Here is a 21223-nt window from a genome sequence, read left to right on the forward strand (position 1 = left end):
CGCCTTGCGGCTTCAACTGGACCTAAAGTTGTCCAGTTGCAACCCTAGCAAGACAAAACAAAGCAATTATTTGCGTATTGTTGCAGCAGTTCCGAAATAGACATCGCCAGCTGTTACTGCAACCCGCGAACCGTCGTCTTCGCGAATAACAAAACGGCATGCCTCATCGATTGTCTCAAAACGACCTTCGATAATGCGACCTTCGACCTGCATGGTTACATTCTGGCCCAGACCATGCGCGCGCTGCAGCCAGCGCTTGCGAATATCGTCTAGACCGCGTCCCTCGTTCCAGACGCGGTAATTGACCGACCACGCATCCGACAAAGCTGCAAACAATGTCTCGGCATCGCATTTGCTGCCGAGAGCCTGCAGGCATGTCGCTGCATAAGGCAGGTCATCTGGAAAGGCGACCACATTGGTCCCGATACCGACGGCAACAGCGAACAAATTCTTCGCCAGAATGGAAGATTCGAGCAGGATGCCCGTCAGTTTGGCGCCGTTGACCAGTACATCGTTCGGCCATTTGAGACCGATTGTCGGCGGCACGGCAGGCCCGGTTGCCGCGAATACGGCATCGAGCGCATCGGCGAGCGACAAGCCTGCAACGAAACCAAGCGTTGCCGCCGTCTTCATTTCATAGGATTCAACAAGAAGCAGCGTGGAGGCAAGATTGCCTTCAGGCGTAGACCAGGCACGGCCCCTTCTTCCGCGGCCGCTTTCCTGTCTCTTCGTAACAAGCCAGAGCTTGCCCGGATCACCGCTAGCCGCCCTTTCCAGAGCAACCGCATTGGTGGAGCCTACCGTCTCGAAAGTTTCGAGACGGTAGCCCTCATTTGCCGCAACAGGCGAAAGCGCAAAACTCATCTCAGCTTCCGCCCTGTGCGTTGATTAAAAGAACGTCTTGGCTGCGGCTTCGGCAAATCCGCCAATCGGACCAGCAAGGAAGACATAGAAGAGCACGAAGGCACCCGTTACGCCGAGGACAAGACGAAGCTCGCCTGCGACCGGAACGAAACCACCCGTCGGCTCATCGAACCACATGATCTTGATCATGCGCAGGTAGTAGAACGCGCCCACGACCGAAGCCACGATACCGATGATGGCAAGCGGATAGAGACCCGCTTCAACGGCGGCAAGAAAGGTGTACCATTTGCCGAAGAAGCCAGCGAGCGGCGGGATGCCAGCAAGCGAGAACAGGAAGATGGTCATGATCGTTGCCAGCACCGGATTGGTGCGGGACAGACCAGCCAGATCCTCAATGCTCTCAACATTGCCGTCCTTGGTGCGCATTGCGAGAATGAACGCGAAGGTTCCGAGCGTCATGGCAAGGTAGATCGCCATGTAGATCATCACGCCCTTCACGCCGATCACCGTTCCGGCGGCCAGACCAACAAGCGCATAGCCCATATGGCTGATCGAGGAATAAGCCATCAGGCGCTTGATGTTGCGCTGGCCGATAGCGGCAAAGGCGCCGAGGACCATCGAGGCAAGCGCGATGAAGATCACGACCTGCTGCCAGTCATGGGTGACCGGAGCGAAGGCTTCCGAGACGACGCGGATGATGAGCGCCATGGCAGCCATCTTCGGGGCGGCGGCAAAGAATGCCGTTACCGGGGTCGGCGCGCCTTCATAGACGTCCGGCGTCCACATGTGGAACGGAACGGCAGAAATCTTGAATGCCAGACCGGCCAGAATGAAGACGAGACCGAACACCAGACCGAGTTCACGCTGGCCACCGGAGACGGCCTGAGCGATTTCGGTAAAGCCGATATGGCCGGTGTAACCGTAGACGAGCGAAATGCCATAAAGCAGCATGCCCGAGGAAAGCGAACCGAGAACGAAGTATTTCAGGCCAGCTTCCGTCGAACGGACGCTATCGCGGTTGAACGCTGCCAGAACGTAAAGCGCCAGCGATTGCAGTTCGAGACCGAGATAAAGCGACAGCATGTTGGATGCTGAAACCATCAGCAGCATGCCGAGCGTGGAAATCACGATCAGGACCGGGAACTCGAACTTGTCGAACTTCTCCGCCTTGGCGAAGCCAACCGACATGATCAGCGTCACGATGGAGCCGATCAGTGTCAGCACCTTCATGAAGCGGCTGAAGCTGTCAGTGACGATGGCACCACCGAATGCGGCACCGTTCGTTGGAAAAAGGACCACCAGTGCCAGCGCCGCAATAAGCACCGCAACGGATAATCCGTTGACGAGCGTGGCCGCCCGTTCGCCGGAGAACACGCCAATCATGAGCAGTGCCAAGGCGCCTACAGCAAGGAGAACCTCCGGTGCTGCAAGGGTCAGATGAGCTATGAGATCAGTCTGCATGACCTACGCCTTTATTTCTTACTGTGCCAGCACGGCGCTCGCGGTGCCCGCGAGTGCTGCGTCGTAATGTTGGACCAGGGCGTTCACGGCACCGGCGGTCACATTGAAGACCGGGGTCGGATACACACCGAAGAAGATGGTGAGCGCCACAAGCGGGTAGAGAATGATCTTCTCACGCGGGCTCAAGTCGAGGAGCGCCTTCAGGCTTTCCTTGGTCAATGCGCCGAAGACTACCTGACGGTAGAGCCAGAGCGCATAAGCCGCCGAGAGGATGACGCCCGTGGTTGCGAACAGTGCTACCCAGGTATTGACCCGGAACACACCGAACAGCGTCAGGAATTCACCGATGAAGCCCGAAGTACCCGGCAGGCCGACATTCGCCATCGTGAAGATCATGAACGCGACCGCATATTTCGGCATGTTGTTCACCAGACCGCCGAATGCCGCGATTTCACGGGTATGCATGCGGTCATAGATCACGCCGACGCAGAGGAAGAGCGCGCCCGACACGATGCCGTGCGAGAGCATCTGGAAGATAGCGCCCTGCAGGCCCTGCTCATTGGCTGCGAAAATACCCATGGTCACATAGGCCATGTGGGCAACCGACGAATAGGCGATCAGCTTCTTCATGTCTTCCTGCACCATCGCAACGAGCGAGGTGTAGATGATGGCGATGACCGACAGCGCGAAGATAAACGGAGCAAAGTCGGCAGAAGCCAGCGGGAACATCGGCAGCGAGAAGCGGATGAAACCGTAGCCGCCGAGCTTCAGGAGAATACCGGCCAGAATGACCGAGCCTGCCGTCGGTGCTTCAACGTGCGCATCCGGCAACCAGGTATGGACCGGCCACATCGGCATCTTCACCGCGAAGGACGCGAAGAAAGCGAGCCATAGCCATGTCTGCATCCCCGCCGGGAAGTCGTACTTCAGCAGCTCGACGATATTCATCGTACCAGCCTGCCAGTACATGGCCATGATGGCGATGAGCATCAGCACGGAGCCCAGAAGCGTATAAAGGAAGAACTTCAAGCTTGCATAGACGCGACGCTTGCCGCCCCACACGCCGATGATGATGAACATCGGGATAAGGCTTGCTTCGAAGAACACGTAGAACAGGAACAGGTCGAGCGCGCAGAACACGCCGATCATCAGCGTTTCCAGAATGAGGAACGCGATCATGTATTCCTTGACGCGCTTTTCCACCGACACCCAGCTTGCGAGAATGCAGAAGGGCATGAGGAAAGCGGAAAGCACCACGAACAGGACGGAGATACCGTCCACGCCCATATGATAGCTGATGCCACCGCCCATCCAGTCGACCTGCTCGACCATCTGGAAGCCAGCGTTCGAATTATCGAACCCTGCCCAGACGACGAGCGACAGGATGAAGACGAATATCGTCGTCAGCAGCGCGACGTTGCGGATATTGCGACGCGAAGCCTCGCTGTCGTCCTTGATCAGAAGGATCAGTAACGCGCCGACGAGCGGCAGAAACGTGACCGTTGAGAGAATTGGCCAGTCGGTCATCAGAAAGAGCTCCCGAGCATCATCCAAGTGACGAGCGCGGCGACGCCGATCAGCATCGCGAATGCGTAGTGATAAAGGTATCCGGACTGCATCTTGACGACGCGGTTGGTGACATCGAGCACACGAGCCGAGATGCCATCCGGGCCGAAGCCGTCAATAAGCCAGCCGTCGCCACCCTTCCAGAACAAGCGGCCAAGCCAACGAGCCGGACGTACGAAGAGGAAATCGTACAATTCGTCGAAGTACCACTTGTTGAGAAGGAACTGGTACAGGCCACGGTGACGGGCTGCCAGCGCCTTCGGCGTTTCGGGCGAGCGGATGTAGAAGATCCAGGCGACGATGAAGCCGAGAACCATCGAAATGAACGGCGACAGCTTAACCCACAGAGGAACATGGTGGTATTCCTCAAGGATCTGGTTGGCAGCCGAAGTGAACAGCGCGCCCTTCCAGAACTCGGCATATTCGTGGCCGAAGAAGAGTTCCTTGAACACGACACCGGCGAAAAGTGCACCGACGCCGAGGATCAGCAGCGGAACGAACATGACAGCCGGCGATTCATGGACGTGATGCATGACTTCGGCCGACGCACGCGGCTTGCCGTAGAAGGTCATGAAAATCAGGCGCCATGAATAGAAGCTCGTGAAGAGTGCGGCAATGATGAGAAGCGTCGAAGCGTAGCCGCTGGCAGCACTGTGCGAAGCGAAGACGGATTCGATGATCGCATCCTTGGAGAAGAAACCGGCGGTGCCGATGATCGTGCCCGGAATACCGAGGCCCGTAATGGCGACCGTACCGATGACCATCATCCAGTAGGTGATAGGGATCAGCTTGCGCAGGCCGCCCATGCGGCGCATGTCCTGCTCTTCCGAAACGGCATGGATAACCGAACCGGCGCAAAGGAACAGAAGCGCCTTGAAGAAAGCGTGCGTGAACAGGTGGAACACGGCGGCGCCATAGGCACCCACACCAAGCGCTGCGAACATATAGCCGAGCTGCGAACAGGTCGAATAGGCGATCACGCGCTTGATGTCGTTCTGCACCAGGGCGACCGTTGCCGCGAAGAAGGCAGTGGTGGCGCCGATGATTGTCACGACCAGAAGAGCGGTCTGCGACAGTTCGAAGATCGGCGACATGCGGGCGACCATGAACACGCCCGCGGTAACCATGGTAGCGGCGTGAATGAGAGCCGAAACCGGGGTCGGGCCTTCCATGGCGTCCGGAAGCCAGGTGTGCAGCAGGAACTGCGCCGACTTGCCCATCGCGCCCATGAAGAGCAGCAGGCAGGTGATCGTGATCGCGCCCTGCTTGTCGAGCTGATAGCCGAGGAAGTTCAGAACGACCTGATTGGCATCGGCAGCGCCTTCAGCCGGAAGATAATTGGCTGCGGCAGCGAAGATCGTGTTGTAGTCGACAGACTGGAACAGCGCGAACACACCGAAGATGCCGAGCAGGAAGCCGAAGTCACCGACGCGGTTGACAACGAACGCCTTCATCGCGGCGGCATTGGCCGAAGGCTTCTGGAACCAGAAACCGATCAGGAGGTACGAGGCCAGACCCACGCCTTCCCAGCCGAAGAACATCTGGACCAGATTGTCCGACGTGACCAGCATGAGCATGGCGAAGGTGAAGAGCGACAGATAGGCGAAGAAGCGCGGACGATGCGGATCATGGTGCATATATCCAATGGAATAGATGTGCACGAGAGCCGACACCGAGTTCACAACCACCAGCATGACGCCGGTGAGCGTATCAATGCGCAACGACCAGTCGAAAGAAAGCGTGCCCGACGTCACCCAGTGAAGAACCGGGATGCGGACGGTTTCCGCGTCGTGGCCAAGCGGAATCTGGAAGAACACGACCCAGGACAGGATCGCGACGACGACCATGAAACCGGAAGTGATGTATTCGCTCGCCTTGGCTCCGATCTGATTGCCGAAGAGACCGGCAATCAGGAAGCCGAGAAGCGGAAGGAAGACGATCGCGTAATAGAGCATTTGCCCGTCAACCTTTCATAACATTGACGTCTTCCACCGCGATGGAGCCGCGATTACGGAAGAAAACAACGAGAATTGCCAGACCGATGGCCGCTTCAGCAGCCGCAACAGTCAGAACGAAAAGGGCGAAGACCTGCCCGACCATGTCGCCGAGCTGGCTGGAGAACGCCACGAAATTGAGATTGACCGAAAGAAGGATCAATTCGATCGACATCAGGATAACGATGACATTCTTGCGGTTCAAAAAGATGCCGAAGACGCCAAGCGTAAACAGGATGGCCGAAACGGTGAGATAGTGGGCGATACCGATTTCCATATGCTTATCCTCAGATGCCTTTGCCCGTTTCGACCTTCTTGATCTCGATCGCCGTTTCCGGCGTGCGAGCAACCTGGGTCGGAATGGACTGGCGCTTGACATTCGGCTTGTGCCGCAGCGTCAGAACGATGGCGCCGATCATCGCGACCAGAAGGACGAGACCAGCAACCTGGAAGTAGAAGACGAAGTCGGTGTAGAGAATGTCGCCCAGAGCAGCGGTATTGCTCCGCTCGGCGATATTCGGGATCGGCACGGCACCCTGCCCCAGCTTCGGCGCAAACATGTTGCTTGCGAACACGAAGATCAGTTCGCCGAGCAAGATGAGGCCAACCAAAGCGCCGACCGGCGCATATTGCAGCGCACCGCGCTTCAGTTCCGAGAAATCCACATCCAGCATCATGACGACGAAGAGGAAGAGCACCGCCACTGCGCCGACGTAAACGACGAGCAGGATCATGGCGAGGAACTCGGCCCCCGTCAGCAGGAACAGAGCTGCCGCATTGAAGAATGTGAGGATCAGAAACAGCACCGAATGCACGGGGTTGCGTGCCGCAATCACCATGAACGCGCTGGCGATCATGATGAAAGCGAACAGATAGAAAAACGCTGCCGCAATACCTGTCAGCATGGGGATCCCCCAACACCTTTCCGTGAGCAAAGCCTTATTGCCTCGCTCGCTTTAGTCTTTGTTTGCCGCGAATATTCGCGAAACTTAATTTCCAGCAACAAGATGGGCCGCCCCTTCCTGTTGCCGCTTTTCAAACCGGATGCCGAAACGAGGTTTCAGCAAAACCAATCAGCGATATGGCGCATCCATCGCGATATTACGCGCGATTTCGCGTTCCCAACGGTCGCCATTAGCAAGGAGCTTGTCCTTGTCGTAGTAGAGTTCTTCGCGGGTTTCGGTCGCGAATTCGAAATTCGGACCTTCCACGATGGCATCCACCGGGCATGCTTCCTGGCAGAAACCGCAATAGATGCACTTCACCATATCGATGTCGTAACGCACCGTGCGGCGGGTGCCGTCATTGCGGCGCGGACCGGCCTCGATGGTGATGGCCTGCGCCGGGCAGATCGCTTCGCAAAGCTTGCAGGCGATGCAGCGTTCTTCACCATTCGGGTAACGACGCAGCGCATGCTCTCCACGGAAACGCGGAGAAACCGGACCTTTTTCATGCGGGTAGTTCAACGTCGCCTTGGGCGCGAAGAACTGGCGCATGGAAAGAAAGAACGCGCCGACGAATTCCTTGAGCAGGAGCGATTTGGCTGCTTGAGCGAATGAAGCCATTGTTATTACTCCTTACGCCAGACCGAAGACTTTGAGGAAGGTCGCGGTTGCGACAACCATGAAGAGCGAGATCGGCAGGAACACTTTCCAGCCAAGGCGCATCAGCTGGTCGTAGCGATAACGCGGAACGAAAGCCTTCACCATTGCGAAGAGGAAGAAGCAGAAGCAGAGCTTCAGCATGAACCAGATGATGCCCGGAACCCAGTTGAGGAACCACACGTCCACCGGAGGCAGCCAGCCGCCGAGGAACAGAACAGTCATCAGGGCACACATCAGCGTGATCGCCACATATTCGCCAAGGAAGAAGAGAAGGAACGGCGTGGACGAGTATTCGATCATATGACCGGCCACGAGTTCGGATTCAGCTTCGACAAGGTCGAATGGCGGACGATTTGTTTCAGCAAGTGCCGAAATGAAGAAGATCACGAACATCGGGAACAGAGCCAGCCAGTTCCAGTCAAGGAACGAGCCCGGAAGGCCAAGCATGGTGCCGAGACCGGTATTCTGCGAAAGCACGATGTCGGTGAGGTTGAGCGAGCCAACCGTCAGCAGAACCGTGACGATCACAAAACCGATGGAGACTTCGTAGGAAACCATCTGCGCAGCGGAGCGAAGCGCGCCGAGGAACGGATACTTCGAGTTCGATGCCCAACCGCCCATGATCACGCCGTATACTTCAAGCGAAGAAATGGCGAAGATATAAAGAATGCCGACATTGATGTTGGCGATGGCCCAGCCTTCGCTGACCGGAATAACCGCCCAGGTTGCCATTGCGAGAACGGCGGAGACGAAAGGCGCAAGGAGGAAGACACCCTTGTTTGCGCCAGACGGGATGATTGGTTCCTTGAAGACGAACTTCAACAAGTCGGCAAAGGCCTGGAACAGACCCCAGGGACCGACAACGTTCGGGCCGCGACGAAGCTGTACCGCTGCCCAGATCTTGCGATCTGCGTAAAGCAGGTAAGCGACGACGATCAGCAATACGACGAGCAGAACGACCGACTTCAGCGCTATGATCAGCGCGGGCAAGACGTAAGCTGCAAAAATACCTTCCATTGTTCCGTCTCTCTCTCGCTTACTCGGCAGCCTGCTGGAAGCCGCCAGCCGCGAGCGCCGAGCATTCGGCCATGACGGCGGAAGCGCGCGCAATTGGGTTCGTCAGGTAGAAGTCCTTGACCGGAGAGACGAACGCAGCGCCGCCGCCCAGGTTGGATGCTTTCGCTGCCAGCGCGACGAGATCGTCGGCGGAAGCAGGCGTGATGGTGTCGATAGCCAGCATATGCGGATAATCGGCATAGAGCTTGGCGCGAAGCTGCTGCAACGAATCGAACGGCAAACGCTTGCCAAGGCTGTCCGAAAGAGCGCGCAGGATTGCCCAGTCTTCCTTTGCCTCGCCCGGCGCGAAACCGGCGCGGCTGCCAAGCTGCACCCGACCTTCGGTGTTGAGCCAGGTGCCCGACTTTTCCGTATAGGCGGCGCCCGGCAGGATAACGTCAGCGGCATGTGCGCCGGCATCGCCGTGCGTGCCGATGTAAACGACGAAGCTCGAACCCTTTTTGGTCATGTCGAGTTCGTCTGCGCCGAGCAGGAACACGACATCGAGATTGCCCAGCATGTCGCCAGCCGCCTTGCCGCCCTCGCCCGGCACGAAGCCGAGATCCAGTGCGCCAACGCGCGAAGCGGCAGTGTGCAGAACGGAGAAGCCGTTCCACTCGTCCTTGATCGCACCGACGTCCTGAGCGAGCTTGGCGGCGGTCGACAGAACTGCAGAACCGTTTTCGCCAGTGAGCGCGCCCTGACCGATGATGATCAGCGGGCGTTCAGCCTTGGCCAGCACATCGCGGAATGCGTTCTTGCCGGCAGCAACGGCAGCGAGCGTATCTGCGCCTGCGCCCAGATATTCATAATTGTAGCGCAGCTCAGCCTGTTCGCCGATCAGGGCGACCGGGAAATGGCCCATGCGCTGACGCTTGCGGATGCGTGCATTCAGAACAGCAGCTTCAACGCGAGGATTGGAACCGATGATGAGCAAAGCATCAGCGTTTTCAATGCCTTCAATCGTTGAGTTGAAGAGATAGGTTGCGCGCCCCAGAGCCGGATCGAGAGCAGCGCCATCCTGGCGGCTGTCGATATTGGCGGTGCCGAGCGAAGCCATCAAGCCCTTCAGCGCATAGATTTCTTCAACCGAAGCCAGATCGCCAGCGACTGCGCCGATTTTGTCGGCGGAAGCTGCGGAAACCTTGGCGGCAATAGCGGCAAAAGCTTCCGGCCAGGTTGCGGCAACCAGACGGCCATCCTTGCGAACATATGGGCGGTCGAGGCGCTGAGTGCGCAGGCCATCCCAGATGAAGCGCGTCTTGTCGGAAATCCACTCTTCGTTCACCGCTTCGTTGACACGCGGCATGACGCGCATCACTTCGCGGCCACGGGTATCGACGCGGATGTTCGAACCGACCGCATCCATCACGTCGATGGTTTCAGTCTTGTTCAGCTCCCACGGACGCGCCTGGAACGCGTAAGGACGCGAGGTCAGAGCGCCAACCGGGCAAAGATCGATGACATTGCCCTGCAGTTCCGACGTCATGGCGCGTTCGAGATAGGTGGTGATCTCGGCGTCTTCGCCACGGCCGATGAGGCCGAGCTCGGAAATGCCTGCAACTTCCGTCGTAAAGCGGACGCAGCGCGTGCAGTGAATGCAACGCGTCATCACCGTCTTGACGAGTGGGCCGATATATTTGTTTTCAACCGCACGCTTGTTCTCGCGATAGCGCGAACCGTCGGTGCCGAAGGCCATTGCCTGATCCTGCAGATCGCACTCGCCGCCCTGATCGCAGATCGGGCAATCCAGCGGGTGGTTGATGAGCAGGAATTCCATCACGCCTTCGCGGGCCTTCTTGACCATCGGCGTGTTGGTGAAGATTTCAGGCGCTTCGCCATTCGGGCCGGGACGCAGATCGCGCACGCCCATGGCACAGGATGCCGCCGGCTTCGGCGGTCCACCCTTCACTTCAACCAGACACATACGGCAGTTTCCGGCGATGGAAAGCCGTTCGTGGAAACAGAAACGCGGCACTTCGGCGCCCGCGGCTTCGGCAGCCTGAAGGAGCGTATAGTGATCGGGTACTTCGATCTCTGTGCCGTCAACCTTGATCTTTGCCATCGTTTATCCAAACCTGCGGCTTAAGCCGCATTTTCCAGATCTCAAACTCGCGCCTGCCTTTGTATTGGCATGGCCTTTTTCCGAAAACCGCTAGGCACTTTTCGGGGCCATGCCCTGTCGGGCAGGCTCACACAACTTATTCAGCCGCTTCCAGACGGATATTGCGGCTCTGAACGGCGTTGCGGGTATAATCGTCAATGCGCTTTTCAATTTCCGGACGGAAATTGCGGATCAGGCCCTGAATTGGCCATGCAGCAGCATCACCAAGAGCGCAGATCGTATGACCTTCAATCTGCTTGGTGACATCGAACAGCATGTCGATCTCGCGCTTCTGCGCGTTACCCTTGACCATGCGTTCCATCACGCGCCACATCCAGCCGGTGCCTTCGCGGCAAGGCGTGCACTGGCCGCAGCTCTCATGCTTGAAGAACGCTGCCAGACGAGCAATCGCCTTGATGATGTCGGTGGACTTGTCCATGACGATCAGGCCGCCGGTGCCGAACGACGATTTCTTGTCGCGCATGCCGTCAAAGTCCATGATGGCATCCATCATGTCCTCAGCCTTGATGACAGGGCACGATGCACCGCCGGGAATGACCGCAAGCAGATTGTCCCAGCCGCCACGAATGCCGCCTGCGTGCTTTTCGATCAGATCGCGGAACGGAATGCCAAGGCCTTCCTCCACGACGCAAGGCGTGTTCACGTGACCCGAAATCTGGAACAGCTTGGTGCCGACATTGTTCGGGCGTCCGATGGACGAGAACCAGGCCGCACCACGACGCAGGATCGTCGGCGCAACGGCAATCGATTCCACGTTGTTCACGGTCGTCGGGCAGCCATAAAGGCCCATATTTGCCGGAAATGGAGGCTTGAGACGCGGCTGGCCCTTCTTGCCTTCAAGGCTTTCAAGCAGAGCCGTTTCTTCGCCGCAGATGTAAGCGCCAGCGCCGTGGGACACGAGAACATCCATATCCCAGCCGCACTTGTTGCCCTTGCCCAGCAGACCGGCTTCGTAGCACTCGTCGATTGCAGCCTGCAGGGCTTCACGCTCACGCATGAACTCGCCGCGAATATAAATATAGGCGGTGTGTGAGCCCATGGCGCAACCGGCGATCAGGCAGCCTTCGATCAGCGTATGCGGATCGTGGCGCAGAATTTCGCGGTCCTTGCAGGTGCCCGGTTCGGATTCGTCGGCATTGACGACCAGATAATGCGGGCGGCCGTCGTTCTGCTTGGGCATGAACGACCACTTGAGACCCGTCGGGAAGCCAGCGCCGCCACGGCCACGCAGTCCCGATGCCTTCATCTCGTCGATGATCCAGTCACGGCCCTTTTCGACCAAGCCCTTGGTGTTATCCCAATGGCCGCGCGCCATGGCACCCTTCAGGGACTGATCCTTGAAGCCGTAAATATTGGTGAAGATGCGATCTTTATCAGCCAGCATGTCTCACCTGTTTCCGTTCGTGTTTGCCAATATCGAAGTCATCATACCGGCTTCTTTCCGAATACCTTGATGTATTCCTCGACGCCGCCCTTGGCCAAAGCCTTAGCCTGCTTTACCCAGTCTTCGCGATCAATGCGACCGTGGAAGCTAAGGTAACCGTCGACCCATTCGCGCTCGGCCTTCTTCCAGGAAGCGACCTGCTTGAAGGTGAAGATACCCAGCTCATGCAGGGTTTCCTCGATCTTCGGGCCAACGCCGGAGATCAGCTTCAGATCGTCAACCGCTTCCGGGCGCTCGATAGCAACCGGACGATTGGTATCATCGAGCTTGAAAGCCTGCTTGCTATCGACCGATGCTGCCTTTTCCGCAGCCTTCGACACTTTGACGTCCGAAGGCGTCTTGAGCGCCGGATCGGTTTCAGGTGCGTTGGTCACAGGCTTTGCAGCGTTGGACGGAGCGACGTTCTTCGCTTCCTCGGCAGCTTTCGCAGCAGCTTCCGCCTTTGCCTTCTCCTCAGCTTCGGCCTTCGCCTTGGCTGCGGCGGCATCGGATGCCTTGCGGGTTTCAAGACCGACTTTCTTGTAGTCGAGATCTTCGGTCAGAGCGGTGAGGCCGTTGAGCGGCTCGGACGTCACACGGTCGATCTGCGGGCCCGGCTTGACGGTATCGCCCTTGCCAGCTTCGAAAGCATCGATGATCTCGGCAAGACGTTCCGGCGTCAGATCTTCATAGGCGTCCTTGAAGATCATGACCATCGGTGCGTTGGCGCAAGCGCCCTGGCATTCTACTTCTTCCCACGACAGCGTTCCGTCGGCATTGAGCTCGAACGGGTCGTGGTTGATCTTGTGACGGCAGACATCCATCAGCGCTTCCGAGCCACGCAGCATGCATGGCGTGGTGCCGCAAACCTGAATGTGAGCGCGCGTGCCAACCGGCTTCAGCTGGAACTGCGTATAGAAAGTCGCGACTTCCAGAACGCGGATCAGCGGCATTTCGAGCATGCCTGCGACATGCTCAATAGCTGCCTTCGTGACCCAGCCGTCCTGCTCCTGCGCACGCATGAGCAACGGAATAACAGCCGACTGCTGGCGGCCTTCGGGGAATTTTGCGATCGTCTTGTGCGCCCAAGCCTGATTTTCCGCGTTGAACGCGAAAGCGGCTGGCTGGACGGCATCATCTGCGAGACGGCGAACGGACATCAGCGGTCAACCTCACCAAACACGATATCGAGCGAGCCAAGAATTGCCGACACGTCAGCCAGCATATGGCCGCGGCACAGGAAATCCATGGCTTGAAGATGGGCAAAGCCCGGAGCGCGCAGCTTGCAGCGATAAGGCTTGTTGGAGCCGTCCGACACGAGGAAGACGCCAAATTCGCCCTTCGGCGCTTCGACTGCTGCGTAAACTTCACCGGCAGGCACATGGTAGCCTTCCGTGTAAAGCTTGAAGTGATGGATAAGCGCTTCCATCGAGCGCTTCATCTCGCCGCGCTTCGGCGGCACGATCTTGTTGTCGGCATTGGAAACCGGACCGACGCGCTCCTTGCCGAGCAGAAGATCGACGCACTGGCGCATGATACGTGCCGACTGGCGCATTTCTTCCATGCGGATCAGGTAGCGATCATAGCAGTCGCCGTTCTTGCCGACCGGAATGTCGAATTCCATCTCGTTGTAGCACTCGTAAGGCTGCGACTTGCGCAGATCCCATGCAGCGCCCGAACCACGAACCATGACGCCCGAGAAGCCCCATGCCCATGCGTCTTCCAGCTTCACGACGCCGATATCGACGTTACGCTGCTTGAAAATACGGTTCGGCGTAATGAGGTCATCAAGATTTTTGAGCGTCGTGAAGAACGGATCGATCCATTTGCCGATGTCTTCAACGAGCTGATCCGGCAAGTCCTGATGGACGCCGCCCGGACGGAAATAAGCTGCGTGCATACGCGCGCCACAAGCGCGCTCGTAGAACACCATCAGCTTTTCGCGCTCTTCGAAGCCCCAGAGCGGCGGCGTCAACGCGCCAACGTCCATGGCCTGCGTAGTCACGTTGAGAAGATGGTTCAGGATACGACCTATTTCCGAATAAAGAACGCGGATCAACTGGCCGCGCTTCGGCACATCGATGCCCAGAAGGCGTTCGACGGCAAGCGCATAGGCGTGCTCCTGGTTCATCGGCGCCACATAATCGAGGCGATCAAGATAAGGCAGAGCCTGAAGATAGGTCTTGGCTTCCATCAGCTTTTCGGTGCCGCGATGCAGCAGACCGATATGCGGATCGACGCGTTCGACGACTTCGCCGTCGAGCTCAAGCACCAGACGCAGCACGCCGTGCGCGGCAGGGTGCTGCGGACCGAAGTTGATATTAAAATTGCGGACCTGAGTCTCAGCCATGTTCAGCTTCCTGTTTGGCTGCAAGAGCCGCCAAGAACTCCTCGCCGGTCATCCGGTGAGTGTCATTGGCAAAATCGTAATTCGCAGGCTTGTTATCGATGAAGATTTCTTCGGCGAAATGGAACCGCTCCGGCTCGGCGAAAGCCTGCATCGAAACGACTGTCATTCCGTCGTGGATGCCGCGCCAGAACAGCGAAGAACCGCACTTCGAGCAGAAACGGCGCTCACCCCATTCCGAAGAGGAGTAGGTCGTAAGAGCAGCTTCGTCCTCAATCTCGACCGAGGTGCCGCAATTGACGGCCATGAATGCGCCGCCCGACCACTGCCGGCACATGCTGCAATGGCAAACATCCATTTCCAACTTTACCGGAGCAGCGGTGAACTTCACCGCTCCGCAAAGACATTGACCGTTCAATCTTTCGCCTGCGCCCATGAGTATATCCTCAGTTCGCCTTAGCTTTCTCGTCGCCCGGCAGAACGTAGTCCGTTCCTTCCCACGGCGAGAGGAAGTCGAAGTTGCGGAATTCCTGGCGCAGCTGCACGGGCTCGTACGCGACGCGCTTCAGCTCGTCGTTGTAACGAACTTCCACGAAACCGGTAAGCGGGAAGTCCTTGCGCAGCGGATGGCCTTCAAAACCGTAGTCGGTCAGGATGCGGCGCAAATCCGGATGGCCGGAAAACAGAACGCCGTACATGTCGTAGGTTTCACGCTCGAACCATTCGGCGCCAACGAAGACCGGCACTGCGGAAGGCACCAGCGTATCTTCGTCAGCCTGAACCTTGACGCGGATGCGCTGGTTCTGGCGCGGAGACATCAGCTGGTAAACAACATCAAAGCGCATGGCACGCTGCGGATAGTCGACACCCGAAATATCCGTCAGGTTGACGAACTGGCACTGCACATCGTCACGCAGGAAGGTCAGAACGTTGATAATGCTCGCGGCCGGAACCGAAAGCGTCAACTCGCCATAAGCAAGCTTCGCCTCTTCGATCGTATCGCCGAGGCGTTCCTTGATATAGCCGGAAAGTTCACCGAGAGCTTCTTCGCTCATTTTCCTAACTTCCTTCTTTAGAGCGCGTTTCGATCTGATTGAATCAGATCGGCGCTCCAACTGTTTGTTTTACGCATGTCTTTATCCCGAAACCGGTTCCCACTTTCGGGGGACATGCTCTAGAACCCACACCGCGCTTGCCCTTGGGAGACCCTTTTGGGGATGGCAGGCAGTCGAACCCTAACAAAACTCATCTGCACGAACCGGTCGATGACCGGATCAGCGCTCAATCGTACCCGTGCGACGGATTTTCTTTTGCAGCATAAGAATACCGTAAAGCAGGGCTTCAGCGGTTGGCGGGCAACCCGGAACATAGATGTCGACCGGGACCACGCGATCGCAGCCACGCACCACCGAATAGGAATAGTGGTAGTAGCCGCCGCCATTAGCACAGGAACCCATCGAGATAACGTAACGCGGCTCCGGCATCTGGTCATAGACCTTGCGCAGGGCGGGTGCCATCTTGTTGGTCAGCGTGCCGGCAACGATCATCACGTCGGACTGACGCGGTGATGCGCGCGGGGCGATACCGAAACGTTCTGCGTCGTAGCGCGGCATGGAAATGTGCATCATTTCCACAGCACAGCATGCCAGACCGAAGGTCATCCACATCAGCGAGCCGGTACGCGCCCAGGTAATCAGAGCATCAGCGGACGTGACGATGAATCCCTTGTCGGAAAGCTCGCTGTTCAGATCGTTGAAGAATGCATCGTCGGAACCGACAGGCTTGCCCGTGCGCGGGTCAAGAATGCCCTTCGGCTGCGGAGCCACGAGCGTTGTGTTGGCTGTGGTCAATCCCATTCCAGCGCTCCCTTCTTCCATTCATAAATGAAGCCGATGGTCAGAACGCCAAGGAACACCATCATCGATGCAAAGCCGAACCAGCCGATTTCACCAAAGGACACGGCCCATGGGAAAAGGAAGGCGACTTCCAGATCGAAGATGATGAAGAGAATCGACACCAGATAGAAACGGATGTCGAACTTCATACGGGCGTCATCGAAGGCATTGAAGCCGCACTCGTAAGCAGAAAGCTTTTCGGGGTCGGGCTGTCTGTAAGCGACAAGAAACGGCGCAACCAGAAGGGCTACACCAATTACCATCGCAATGCCGAGAAAGATGACGATCGGCAGGTAGGAACTTAAAAGCTCGTTCATGGTCCTTTATCCGGCTTGAATACGAGGCTGCGCCGCCTGTCATAAGCTTTTTGGAGCTGACGACCATGCGACACATTGCATCTGTGCAACCTCGTCGCCCCAAGCAGCTTCAAAAGGCATGCCGTGCGAACTAAGCGCTTTTCGCCGGGACGGTTATCGCAGCGCGTGCGCAAGCGCAACCCCTCCGGCACGATCTATTGGGCAAAGACGAGCCAAGATGCTTAACAAGCCATGGCATCAAGCCCGCTTATCCCACTGAAAACCCGTATAACATGAAAAGATCATAATTTCGTGAGGAAAAGTCGCACGCCGCTCTCTGCTTGGCAATCGCAGGGAGAATCAATTGCCTGCAACTTGGGAATGAAAGTTGGGGGTTTCAGCACTCGCTTTGAAATGAATTCATGGAGCAGCGGAAGCCGCTGCCCCGACCAGCCTGCCCGGCAGATAAAGTACAAGCGATGCAGCTCCCTTGATTGCAGAAGCGCCGTCTGCCAGCACCGCCTGTCCTGTCGTCTGGTTTTCCCGCCCGTTCAAAGCGCCCAGCGAAAGAGTACCATCGCTAACCAAAGCCATGAGCGATGGCGAGGACGCAAAGACATTGTGTGCACCGCCGTCCACATCGGTCGCGTCTATCACCGCGATTCCATATTTCTGGAGGGTTGAAATACTGGTGCCGTCCCCTACCCGCGCATGGCCGCCGGTGATGAATGATGAGACACCGAGCGCGCGATCGCTGCGCGATGTCAGCACCGCCGTCGGATGTGGCATGGGATCGATATCCTTGATCTGCTTTTCAAAGACATCGAGGTCTATGTCGGGCGCTGCGAGCAACAGCGCACTGATGCGGCGCAGCACGTTCTTTTCGCCACGCAGGGACAAGGTTCTCAAAGCCTCCATGGTGACGAAGCTGCCCATGGAGTGTCCTAACAGGACGATGCGTTCAGCATTGCTGCGGGCCACAAGTTCCAGCAAGCGCGCCAGACCGTCCCGTGCGAAGTCCGCGCTATCGCGATCATAGACATAAAGACCCAGATCGCCGCCTGATGGCCACGCATATTCGACAGCTACCGATTTCATCCTGTAGTCATGGACGAATTGCGCCAGACGAAATGTGCTGTCGGCAAAATTATTGTTGTAGCCGTGCACGAAGATCAGGATTTCCTTATCCTTCGGTCCCTGCTTCGCAAGGGCGGCATTCAATTGAGCGAGAAACTGTTCTGCATTGTCATACGGCTGAAATGCCGTGGCAGCGAAATTTTTGGCGGGATCAGGCTTGTAGCCAGTCGACTCGACCTGCCCTTTGACATGGGCCGCCGGAATACCGACATCGACCTGCGCAAAATTCAGCGTTTCGGAGCGCCTGGAATTGTAGGGCTGCGAAAAATTGCCCGAACGCTGACGGCTGGTCGCAACATAGATGGGAACCACCGCAGCCGGTTTCGCAGGCTTGACGATGGCGGCTTCGGCCGCAGCCACCGATTGCGGGCTTGAATTCGGTCCGTGCCACAGCACGGCGCGGGGTGAGCCACATCCGGCGAGAATCAAAAACGTTGCAAGCACACCAAGAAAAGCGTGTCGGGTCATCGTCGCAGCGATCCGTCCGTGTCATCCGATTCCACGTGATTGAAAACAGGAAATTCGCTTCATGGCAATGCATTGGCGAAGCCGCTGACTTTTGGCCATGCAAACCACCTCGGAAAACCAGTAGTCCGCAGGTGAAAAATTCCGTTCGCATTTACCGGTAAAGTTGGAACGGAAACGCTCCAAATGCCGAAAGCTTTGCGAAGCCATGCCTTCAGATCGCGTTCACCCCGGCTATCATGAAACATATTGTCGGCCAAAGCATCGCAAGGAGGTCACGCATGAGCCATTATCTGCTCGCCAGCGGCGATCTTCTCGTCATTGCAGCGATCATCCTGTCGGTCGCCTATCTGTCCTGGAAGCAATTTTCCAAATAGCAGACATACGGTTGGCGAAGCGGCTGCGCCCCGGCAATTCCCACGAAGGTTTTTTGAAGAGAAGATAGTCCCGGAAGACAGGCGGTGGCGCCACTTTCGTGTCAACGTTCAATCTATCGATTTGTTGAGAGGAAAGTGGCGCGAGTGACGGGGCTCGAACCCGCGACCTCCGGCGTGACAGGCCGGCACTCTAACCAACTGAGCTACACCCGCGCATTTCTCGGCAACCTTGCGGCTGCGTCGCACCGGCGTTTCCGTCCGGTGTGAGCGGTCGTTTAAGGGGTTCTCGAACAAGTGTCAAGCACGTGTTTGGAGAAGAATTGCGATATTGCAAAAATCATTCACAGGGCATTTCAATGCCCGTTCACGATCAGCAATTCCAGCGCATTTCCAGTTCAAATTGAATCATTGGAAACGCTCGATCCCTTTTTTGACGCATTATCCTACGCAAAACCGCTTCGCACTTTTGCTGGAAATGCTCGATCTCTTTTTTGAGGCATTATCCTGCGCAAAACCGCTTCGCACTTTTGCTGGAAATGCTCTGGCTTGAGAAAAAGTAAAAATGGCGGTGGGCGCCACTTTCGTGTCAACGTTCAATCTATCGATTTGTTGAGAGGAAAGTGGCGCGAGTGACGGGGCTCGAACCCGCGACCTCCGGCGTGACAGGCCGGCACTCTAACCAACTGAGCTACACCCGCGCATTTCTCGGCAACCTTGCGGCTGCGTCGCACCGGCGTTTCCGTCCGGTGTGAGCGGTCGTTTAAGGGGTTCTCGAACAAGTGTCAAGCAAGGGTCACGAAGAAAGAATAAGAATTTTCGATTTTGCTGTAGAACGCCTGATTTCCGGGCTTTTTCAATGACATCAAACTTATCCACAAACTCACTCAGGCCCTCGAATCCCAACCTGTTTTAAGAATCATCCCCGTCGCACTTCCCGCCAGCCCCTCCTTTCAGCAATTAACAAACTTCAATTGCCTGCTTGATTTGATACCAACCAGTTGGTATTGTTTTAATCAGGAGCAAGATCATGGCACGCAAACAAAACCCGTTGACCCGGTTCAACCTGCTTGATGCAGCGTTGAGCGTTATTCGCACCAAGGGTTACACCGCAACGACGGTCGATGACATCTGCACGAAGGCATCCCTGTCAAAAGGCGCTTTCTTTCATCATTTTTCCAGCAAGGAAGATCTGGCGGTTGCCGCCGCGAACTACTGGTCGGAAACGACAGGGGCGCTCTTTGCCGACGCCGCCTATCATGCTCCTGAAGACCCGCTTGAGCGCGTGCTGGCCTATGTCGAGTTGCGGAAGCAGTTGATTCAAGGCGACCTGCCTGACTTCACCTGCCTCGTCGGCACCATGACGCAGGAAATTTACGAGACCAATTCCGTGATCCGGGATGCCTGCTGGAACAGCATATCGAGCCATGCGGACACGCTAGTCCCGGATATCGCAGCCGCCATGGAGCGCTATCCGGTTGCGGGTGATTTCACCGCTGAAAGCCTTGCTCTTCATACACAGGCCGTTATCCAGGGCGCTTTCATCATAGCCAAGGCAAGCGGCGACCCGCTGCGTGCTGTCGAAAGCGTCGACCATCTCAAGCGATATATAAGCCTAGTCTTTCAACAACCCGCCAACATCCACTGAACAGAAAACCCACAAGGGGAGGAAACCATGCCCAGCACTATTCGTCTGCACCGTGTCTTCGCCACCAAGCCGGAGAAGGTTTATCGCGCATTCGTCGAGCCGGATGCCGTAGCCAGCTGGCTACCGCCATATGGCTTCACCTGCACCGTCCACGAGTTGGACGCAAAGGTCGGCGGTAAACACAGAATGTCGTTCCGGAATTTCACAACGGGCGAAGGCCACTCCTTTGGCGGCACATATCTCGAACTCGTTCCGGGGGAACGGCTAGTCTATACGGACAGCTTCGACGACCCGAACCTGCCAGGTGAAATGAAGGTCACGATCACGCTGAAAGCGGTTTCGGTCGGAACCGAAATCAACATCGAGCAGCAAGGCGTGCCCGATATCATTCCCACTGAGGCCTGCTATCTCGGCTGGCAGGAATCTCTGGAGAAGTTGAAGAAGCTCGTTGAGCCTGAAATCAATCAGTAATGTTGTTTTGACAATGAAGCGCGGGGCTGAGCAACGGAAGATGCCACCCCCGCGTCGTTGATTGAATGAATATCTGCCAGAAATTCCCGATCTTCTTTGAGATACAACAAATCCGGTTTGCGCCTGTCACTCTAGAATGGCTCGAATGACGATGCGGCTGTCATCGTCATGCTTCGAAGCCTGACAGCCACGGAACAATATGATGTCGGCAGAACCTGTCTCACTATCCCCCGTAATCGATGTCCGCACCATTCCGCCAATTTCGCGGCATGCGACGATCTTCTCGATGATCGATTCGCTTGAACCCGGCGAAGCGCTGGAAATCGTCAACGATCACGATCCGGTGCCGCTGCGCCACCAACTTGAAACCCGTAATCCGGGCGTATTCTCGTGGGTCTACAAGGAAACTGGTCCGCTGTGGCGGGTCGAGATCGGTCGCCGGAAAGGCCATCATGGCGCTGACCATGAGTGTACCTGCGGCAATCACTGAAGTCTTA

General features: G+C 57.0%; 20 protein-coding genes and 2 tRNA genes. 3 read left to right on the forward strand and 19 right to left on the reverse strand.

Going from position 1 to position 21223, the window contains the following annotated elements; translation table 11 throughout:
- Positions 1–66: 66 nt before the first annotated feature.
- The 19 genes from MKS82_RS04730 to MKS82_RS04820 all read right to left on the reverse strand — a co-directional run bounded on the left by MKS82_RS04730 (position 67) and on the right by MKS82_RS04820 (position 19308).
- Positions 67–864, reverse strand: coding sequence for a biotin--[acetyl-CoA-carboxylase] ligase (locus MKS82_RS04730; RefSeq protein ID WP_240578389.1), 798 nt, complete (start codon positions 862–864; stop codon positions 67–69).
- A 24-nt stretch (positions 865–888) separates the two neighbouring features.
- Positions 889–2325 carry an NADH-quinone oxidoreductase subunit NuoN gene (nuoN, locus tag MKS82_RS04735; RefSeq protein WP_109987620.1) on the reverse strand — a complete coding sequence of 479 codons (1437 nt, stop codon included), beginning with the start codon at positions 2323–2325 and terminating at the stop codon, positions 889–891.
- An 18-nt stretch (positions 2326–2343) separates the two neighbouring features.
- Positions 2344–3852, reverse strand: a complete 1509-nt coding sequence (locus MKS82_RS04740; RefSeq protein WP_109987619.1) for an NADH-quinone oxidoreductase subunit M — start codon at positions 3850–3852, stop codon at positions 2344–2346.
- Positions 3852–5846 carry an NADH-quinone oxidoreductase subunit L gene (nuoL, locus tag MKS82_RS04745; protein ID WP_109987618.1) on the reverse strand — a complete coding sequence of 665 codons (1995 nt, stop codon included), beginning with the start codon at positions 5844–5846 and terminating at the stop codon, positions 3852–3854. The genes MKS82_RS04740 and nuoL overlap by 1 nt, the downstream gene beginning before the upstream one ends.
- 7 nt (positions 5847–5853) lie before the next feature.
- The gene (gene nuoK / locus MKS82_RS04750) at positions 5854–6162 is read right to left on the reverse strand and encodes an NADH-quinone oxidoreductase subunit NuoK (protein WP_006466598.1); all 309 of its coding nucleotides are present in this window, start codon (positions 6160–6162) and stop codon (positions 5854–5856) included.
- 10 nt (positions 6163–6172) lie between these two features.
- Positions 6173–6790: an NADH-quinone oxidoreductase subunit J gene (locus MKS82_RS04755; RefSeq protein WP_012092259.1), complete on the reverse strand. Its 618-nt coding sequence runs from the start codon at positions 6788–6790 to the stop codon at positions 6173–6175.
- 168 nt (positions 6791–6958) lie between these two features.
- Complete coding sequence (nuoI, locus tag MKS82_RS04760) at positions 6959–7450, reverse strand: NADH-quinone oxidoreductase subunit NuoI (RefSeq protein ID WP_007874549.1); 492 nt, start codon at positions 7448–7450, stop codon at positions 6959–6961.
- 12 nt (positions 7451–7462) lie between these two features.
- Positions 7463–8506 (reverse strand): NADH-quinone oxidoreductase subunit NuoH, encoded by a 1044-nt coding sequence (nuoH, locus tag MKS82_RS04765; protein WP_109987617.1) that lies wholly within the window; start codon positions 8504–8506, stop codon positions 7463–7465.
- A gap of 19 nt (positions 8507–8525) precedes the next feature.
- Positions 8526–10610: an NADH-quinone oxidoreductase subunit NuoG gene (nuoG, locus tag MKS82_RS04770; RefSeq protein ID WP_109987616.1), complete on the reverse strand. Its 2085-nt coding sequence runs from the start codon at positions 10608–10610 to the stop codon at positions 8526–8528.
- A 136-nt stretch (positions 10611–10746) separates the two neighbouring features.
- Positions 10747–12054 carry an NADH-quinone oxidoreductase subunit NuoF gene (gene nuoF / locus MKS82_RS04775; protein ID WP_109987615.1) on the reverse strand — a complete coding sequence of 436 codons (1308 nt, stop codon included), beginning with the start codon at positions 12052–12054 and terminating at the stop codon, positions 10747–10749.
- A gap of 41 nt (positions 12055–12095) precedes the next feature.
- The gene (locus MKS82_RS04780; RefSeq protein ID WP_109987614.1) at positions 12096–13253 is read right to left on the reverse strand and encodes an NADH-quinone oxidoreductase subunit E; all 1158 of its coding nucleotides are present in this window, start codon (positions 13251–13253) and stop codon (positions 12096–12098) included.
- Positions 13253–14443, reverse strand: coding sequence for an NADH-quinone oxidoreductase subunit D (locus MKS82_RS04785; protein WP_109987613.1), 1191 nt, complete (start codon positions 14441–14443; stop codon positions 13253–13255). Before MKS82_RS04785 ends, MKS82_RS04780 begins: the two co-directional genes overlap by 1 nt.
- Entirely contained in the window at positions 14436–14876 is a 441-nt protein-coding gene (locus tag MKS82_RS04790) for a GFA family protein (protein WP_240578390.1), read from the reverse strand. Before MKS82_RS04790 ends, MKS82_RS04785 begins: the two co-directional genes overlap by 8 nt.
- A 10-nt stretch (positions 14877–14886) precedes the next feature.
- Positions 14887–15495: an NADH-quinone oxidoreductase subunit C gene (locus MKS82_RS04795; RefSeq protein ID WP_109987611.1), complete on the reverse strand. Its 609-nt coding sequence runs from the start codon at positions 15493–15495 to the stop codon at positions 14887–14889.
- A gap of 219 nt (positions 15496–15714) precedes the next feature.
- On the reverse strand, positions 15715–16296 hold the full coding sequence (locus MKS82_RS04800) for a NuoB/complex I 20 kDa subunit family protein (protein WP_010661172.1): 582 nt from the start codon (positions 16294–16296) through the stop codon (positions 15715–15717).
- Positions 16287–16652, reverse strand: a complete 366-nt coding sequence (locus tag MKS82_RS04805) for an NADH-quinone oxidoreductase subunit A (RefSeq protein WP_006466588.1) — start codon at positions 16650–16652, stop codon at positions 16287–16289. The genes MKS82_RS04800 and MKS82_RS04805 overlap by 10 nt, the downstream gene beginning before the upstream one ends.
- Positions 16653–17051: 399 nt before the next feature.
- Entirely contained in the window at positions 17052–18236 is a 1185-nt protein-coding gene (locus MKS82_RS04810) for an alpha/beta hydrolase (protein ID WP_109987610.1), read from the reverse strand.
- 510 nt (positions 18237–18746) lie between these two features.
- Positions 18747–18823: transfer RNA gene (locus tag MKS82_RS04815), tRNA-Asp, on the reverse strand.
- A 408-nt stretch (positions 18824–19231) separates the two neighbouring features.
- Positions 19232–19308 (reverse strand) — tRNA-Asp (locus MKS82_RS04820).
- A gap of 329 nt (positions 19309–19637) precedes the next feature.
- Here MKS82_RS04820 and MKS82_RS04825 point away from each other — a divergent pair.
- The 3 genes from MKS82_RS04825 to MKS82_RS04835 all read left to right on the forward strand — a co-directional run bounded on the left by MKS82_RS04825 (position 19638) and on the right by MKS82_RS04835 (position 21216).
- The gene (locus MKS82_RS04825; protein WP_240578391.1) at positions 19638–20255 is read left to right on the forward strand and encodes a TetR/AcrR family transcriptional regulator; all 618 of its coding nucleotides are present in this window, start codon (positions 19638–19640) and stop codon (positions 20253–20255) included.
- Positions 20256–20282: 27 nt separating this feature from the next.
- Entirely contained in the window at positions 20283–20726 is a 444-nt protein-coding gene (locus MKS82_RS04830) for an SRPBCC family protein (RefSeq protein WP_240578392.1), read from the forward strand.
- A gap of 202 nt (positions 20727–20928) precedes the next feature.
- Positions 20929–21216, forward strand: a complete 288-nt coding sequence (locus MKS82_RS04835) for a DUF2249 domain-containing protein (RefSeq protein ID WP_109987607.1) — start codon at positions 20929–20931, stop codon at positions 21214–21216.
- Positions 21217–21223 lie beyond the last annotated feature (7 nt).

Origin of the sequence: Ochrobactrum sp. A-1 (genome assembly GCF_022488005.1) — a bacterium.
Lineage (GTDB): Bacteria > Pseudomonadota > Alphaproteobacteria > Rhizobiales > Rhizobiaceae > Brucella.

Coding starts and splice junctions, on each gene's coding strand:
- nuoN (WP_109987620.1), bottom strand. CDS start 2,325: ATGCAGACTGATCTCATAGCTCATCTGACCCTTGCAGCACCGGAGGTT.
- MKS82_RS04810 (WP_109987610.1), bottom strand. CDS start 18,236: ATGACCCGACACGCTTTTCTTGGTGTGCTTGCAACGTTTTTGATTCTC.
- MKS82_RS04780 (WP_109987614.1), bottom strand. CDS start 13,253: ATGTCCGTTCGCCGTCTCGCAGATGATGCCGTCCAGCCAGCCGCTTTC.
- MKS82_RS04800 (WP_010661172.1), bottom strand. CDS start 16,296: ATGGGATTGACCACAGCCAACACAACGCTCGTGGCTCCGCAGCCGAAG.
- MKS82_RS04790 (WP_240578390.1), bottom strand. CDS start 14,876: ATGGGCGCAGGCGAAAGATTGAACGGTCAATGTCTTTGCGGAGCGGTG.
- nuoI (WP_007874549.1), bottom strand. CDS start 7,450: ATGGCTTCATTCGCTCAAGCAGCCAAATCGCTCCTGCTCAAGGAATTC.
- MKS82_RS04830 (WP_240578392.1), top strand. CDS start 20,283: ATGCCCAGCACTATTCGTCTGCACCGTGTCTTCGCCACCAAGCCGGAG.
- MKS82_RS04795 (WP_109987611.1), bottom strand. CDS start 15,495: ATGAGCGAAGAAGCTCTCGGTGAACTTTCCGGCTATATCAAGGAACGC.
- nuoG (WP_109987616.1), bottom strand. CDS start 10,610: ATGGCAAAGATCAAGGTTGACGGCACAGAGATCGAAGTACCCGATCAC.
- MKS82_RS04730 (WP_240578389.1), bottom strand. CDS start 864: ATGAGTTTTGCGCTTTCGCCTGTTGCGGCAAATGAGGGCTACCGTCTC.
- MKS82_RS04785 (WP_109987613.1), bottom strand. CDS start 14,443: ATGGCTGAGACTCAGGTCCGCAATTTTAATATCAACTTCGGTCCGCAG.
- MKS82_RS04835 (WP_109987607.1), top strand. CDS start 20,929: ATGTCGGCAGAACCTGTCTCACTATCCCCCGTAATCGATGTCCGCACC.
- MKS82_RS04805 (WP_006466588.1), bottom strand. CDS start 16,652: ATGAACGAGCTTTTAAGTTCCTACCTGCCGATCGTCATCTTTCTCGGC.
- MKS82_RS04825 (WP_240578391.1), top strand. CDS start 19,638: ATGGCACGCAAACAAAACCCGTTGACCCGGTTCAACCTGCTTGATGCA.
- MKS82_RS04755 (WP_012092259.1), bottom strand. CDS start 6,790: ATGCTGACAGGTATTGCGGCAGCGTTTTTCTATCTGTTCGCTTTCATC.
- nuoK (WP_006466598.1), bottom strand. CDS start 6,162: ATGGAAATCGGTATCGCCCACTATCTCACCGTTTCGGCCATCCTGTTT.
- MKS82_RS04740 (WP_109987619.1), bottom strand. CDS start 3,852: ATGACCGACTGGCCAATTCTCTCAACGGTCACGTTTCTGCCGCTCGTC.
- nuoH (WP_109987617.1), bottom strand. CDS start 8,506: ATGGAAGGTATTTTTGCAGCTTACGTCTTGCCCGCGCTGATCATAGCG.
- nuoL (WP_109987618.1), bottom strand. CDS start 5,846: ATGCTCTATTACGCGATCGTCTTCCTTCCGCTTCTCGGCTTCCTGATT.
- nuoF (WP_109987615.1), bottom strand. CDS start 12,054: ATGCTGGCTGATAAAGATCGCATCTTCACCAATATTTACGGCTTCAAG.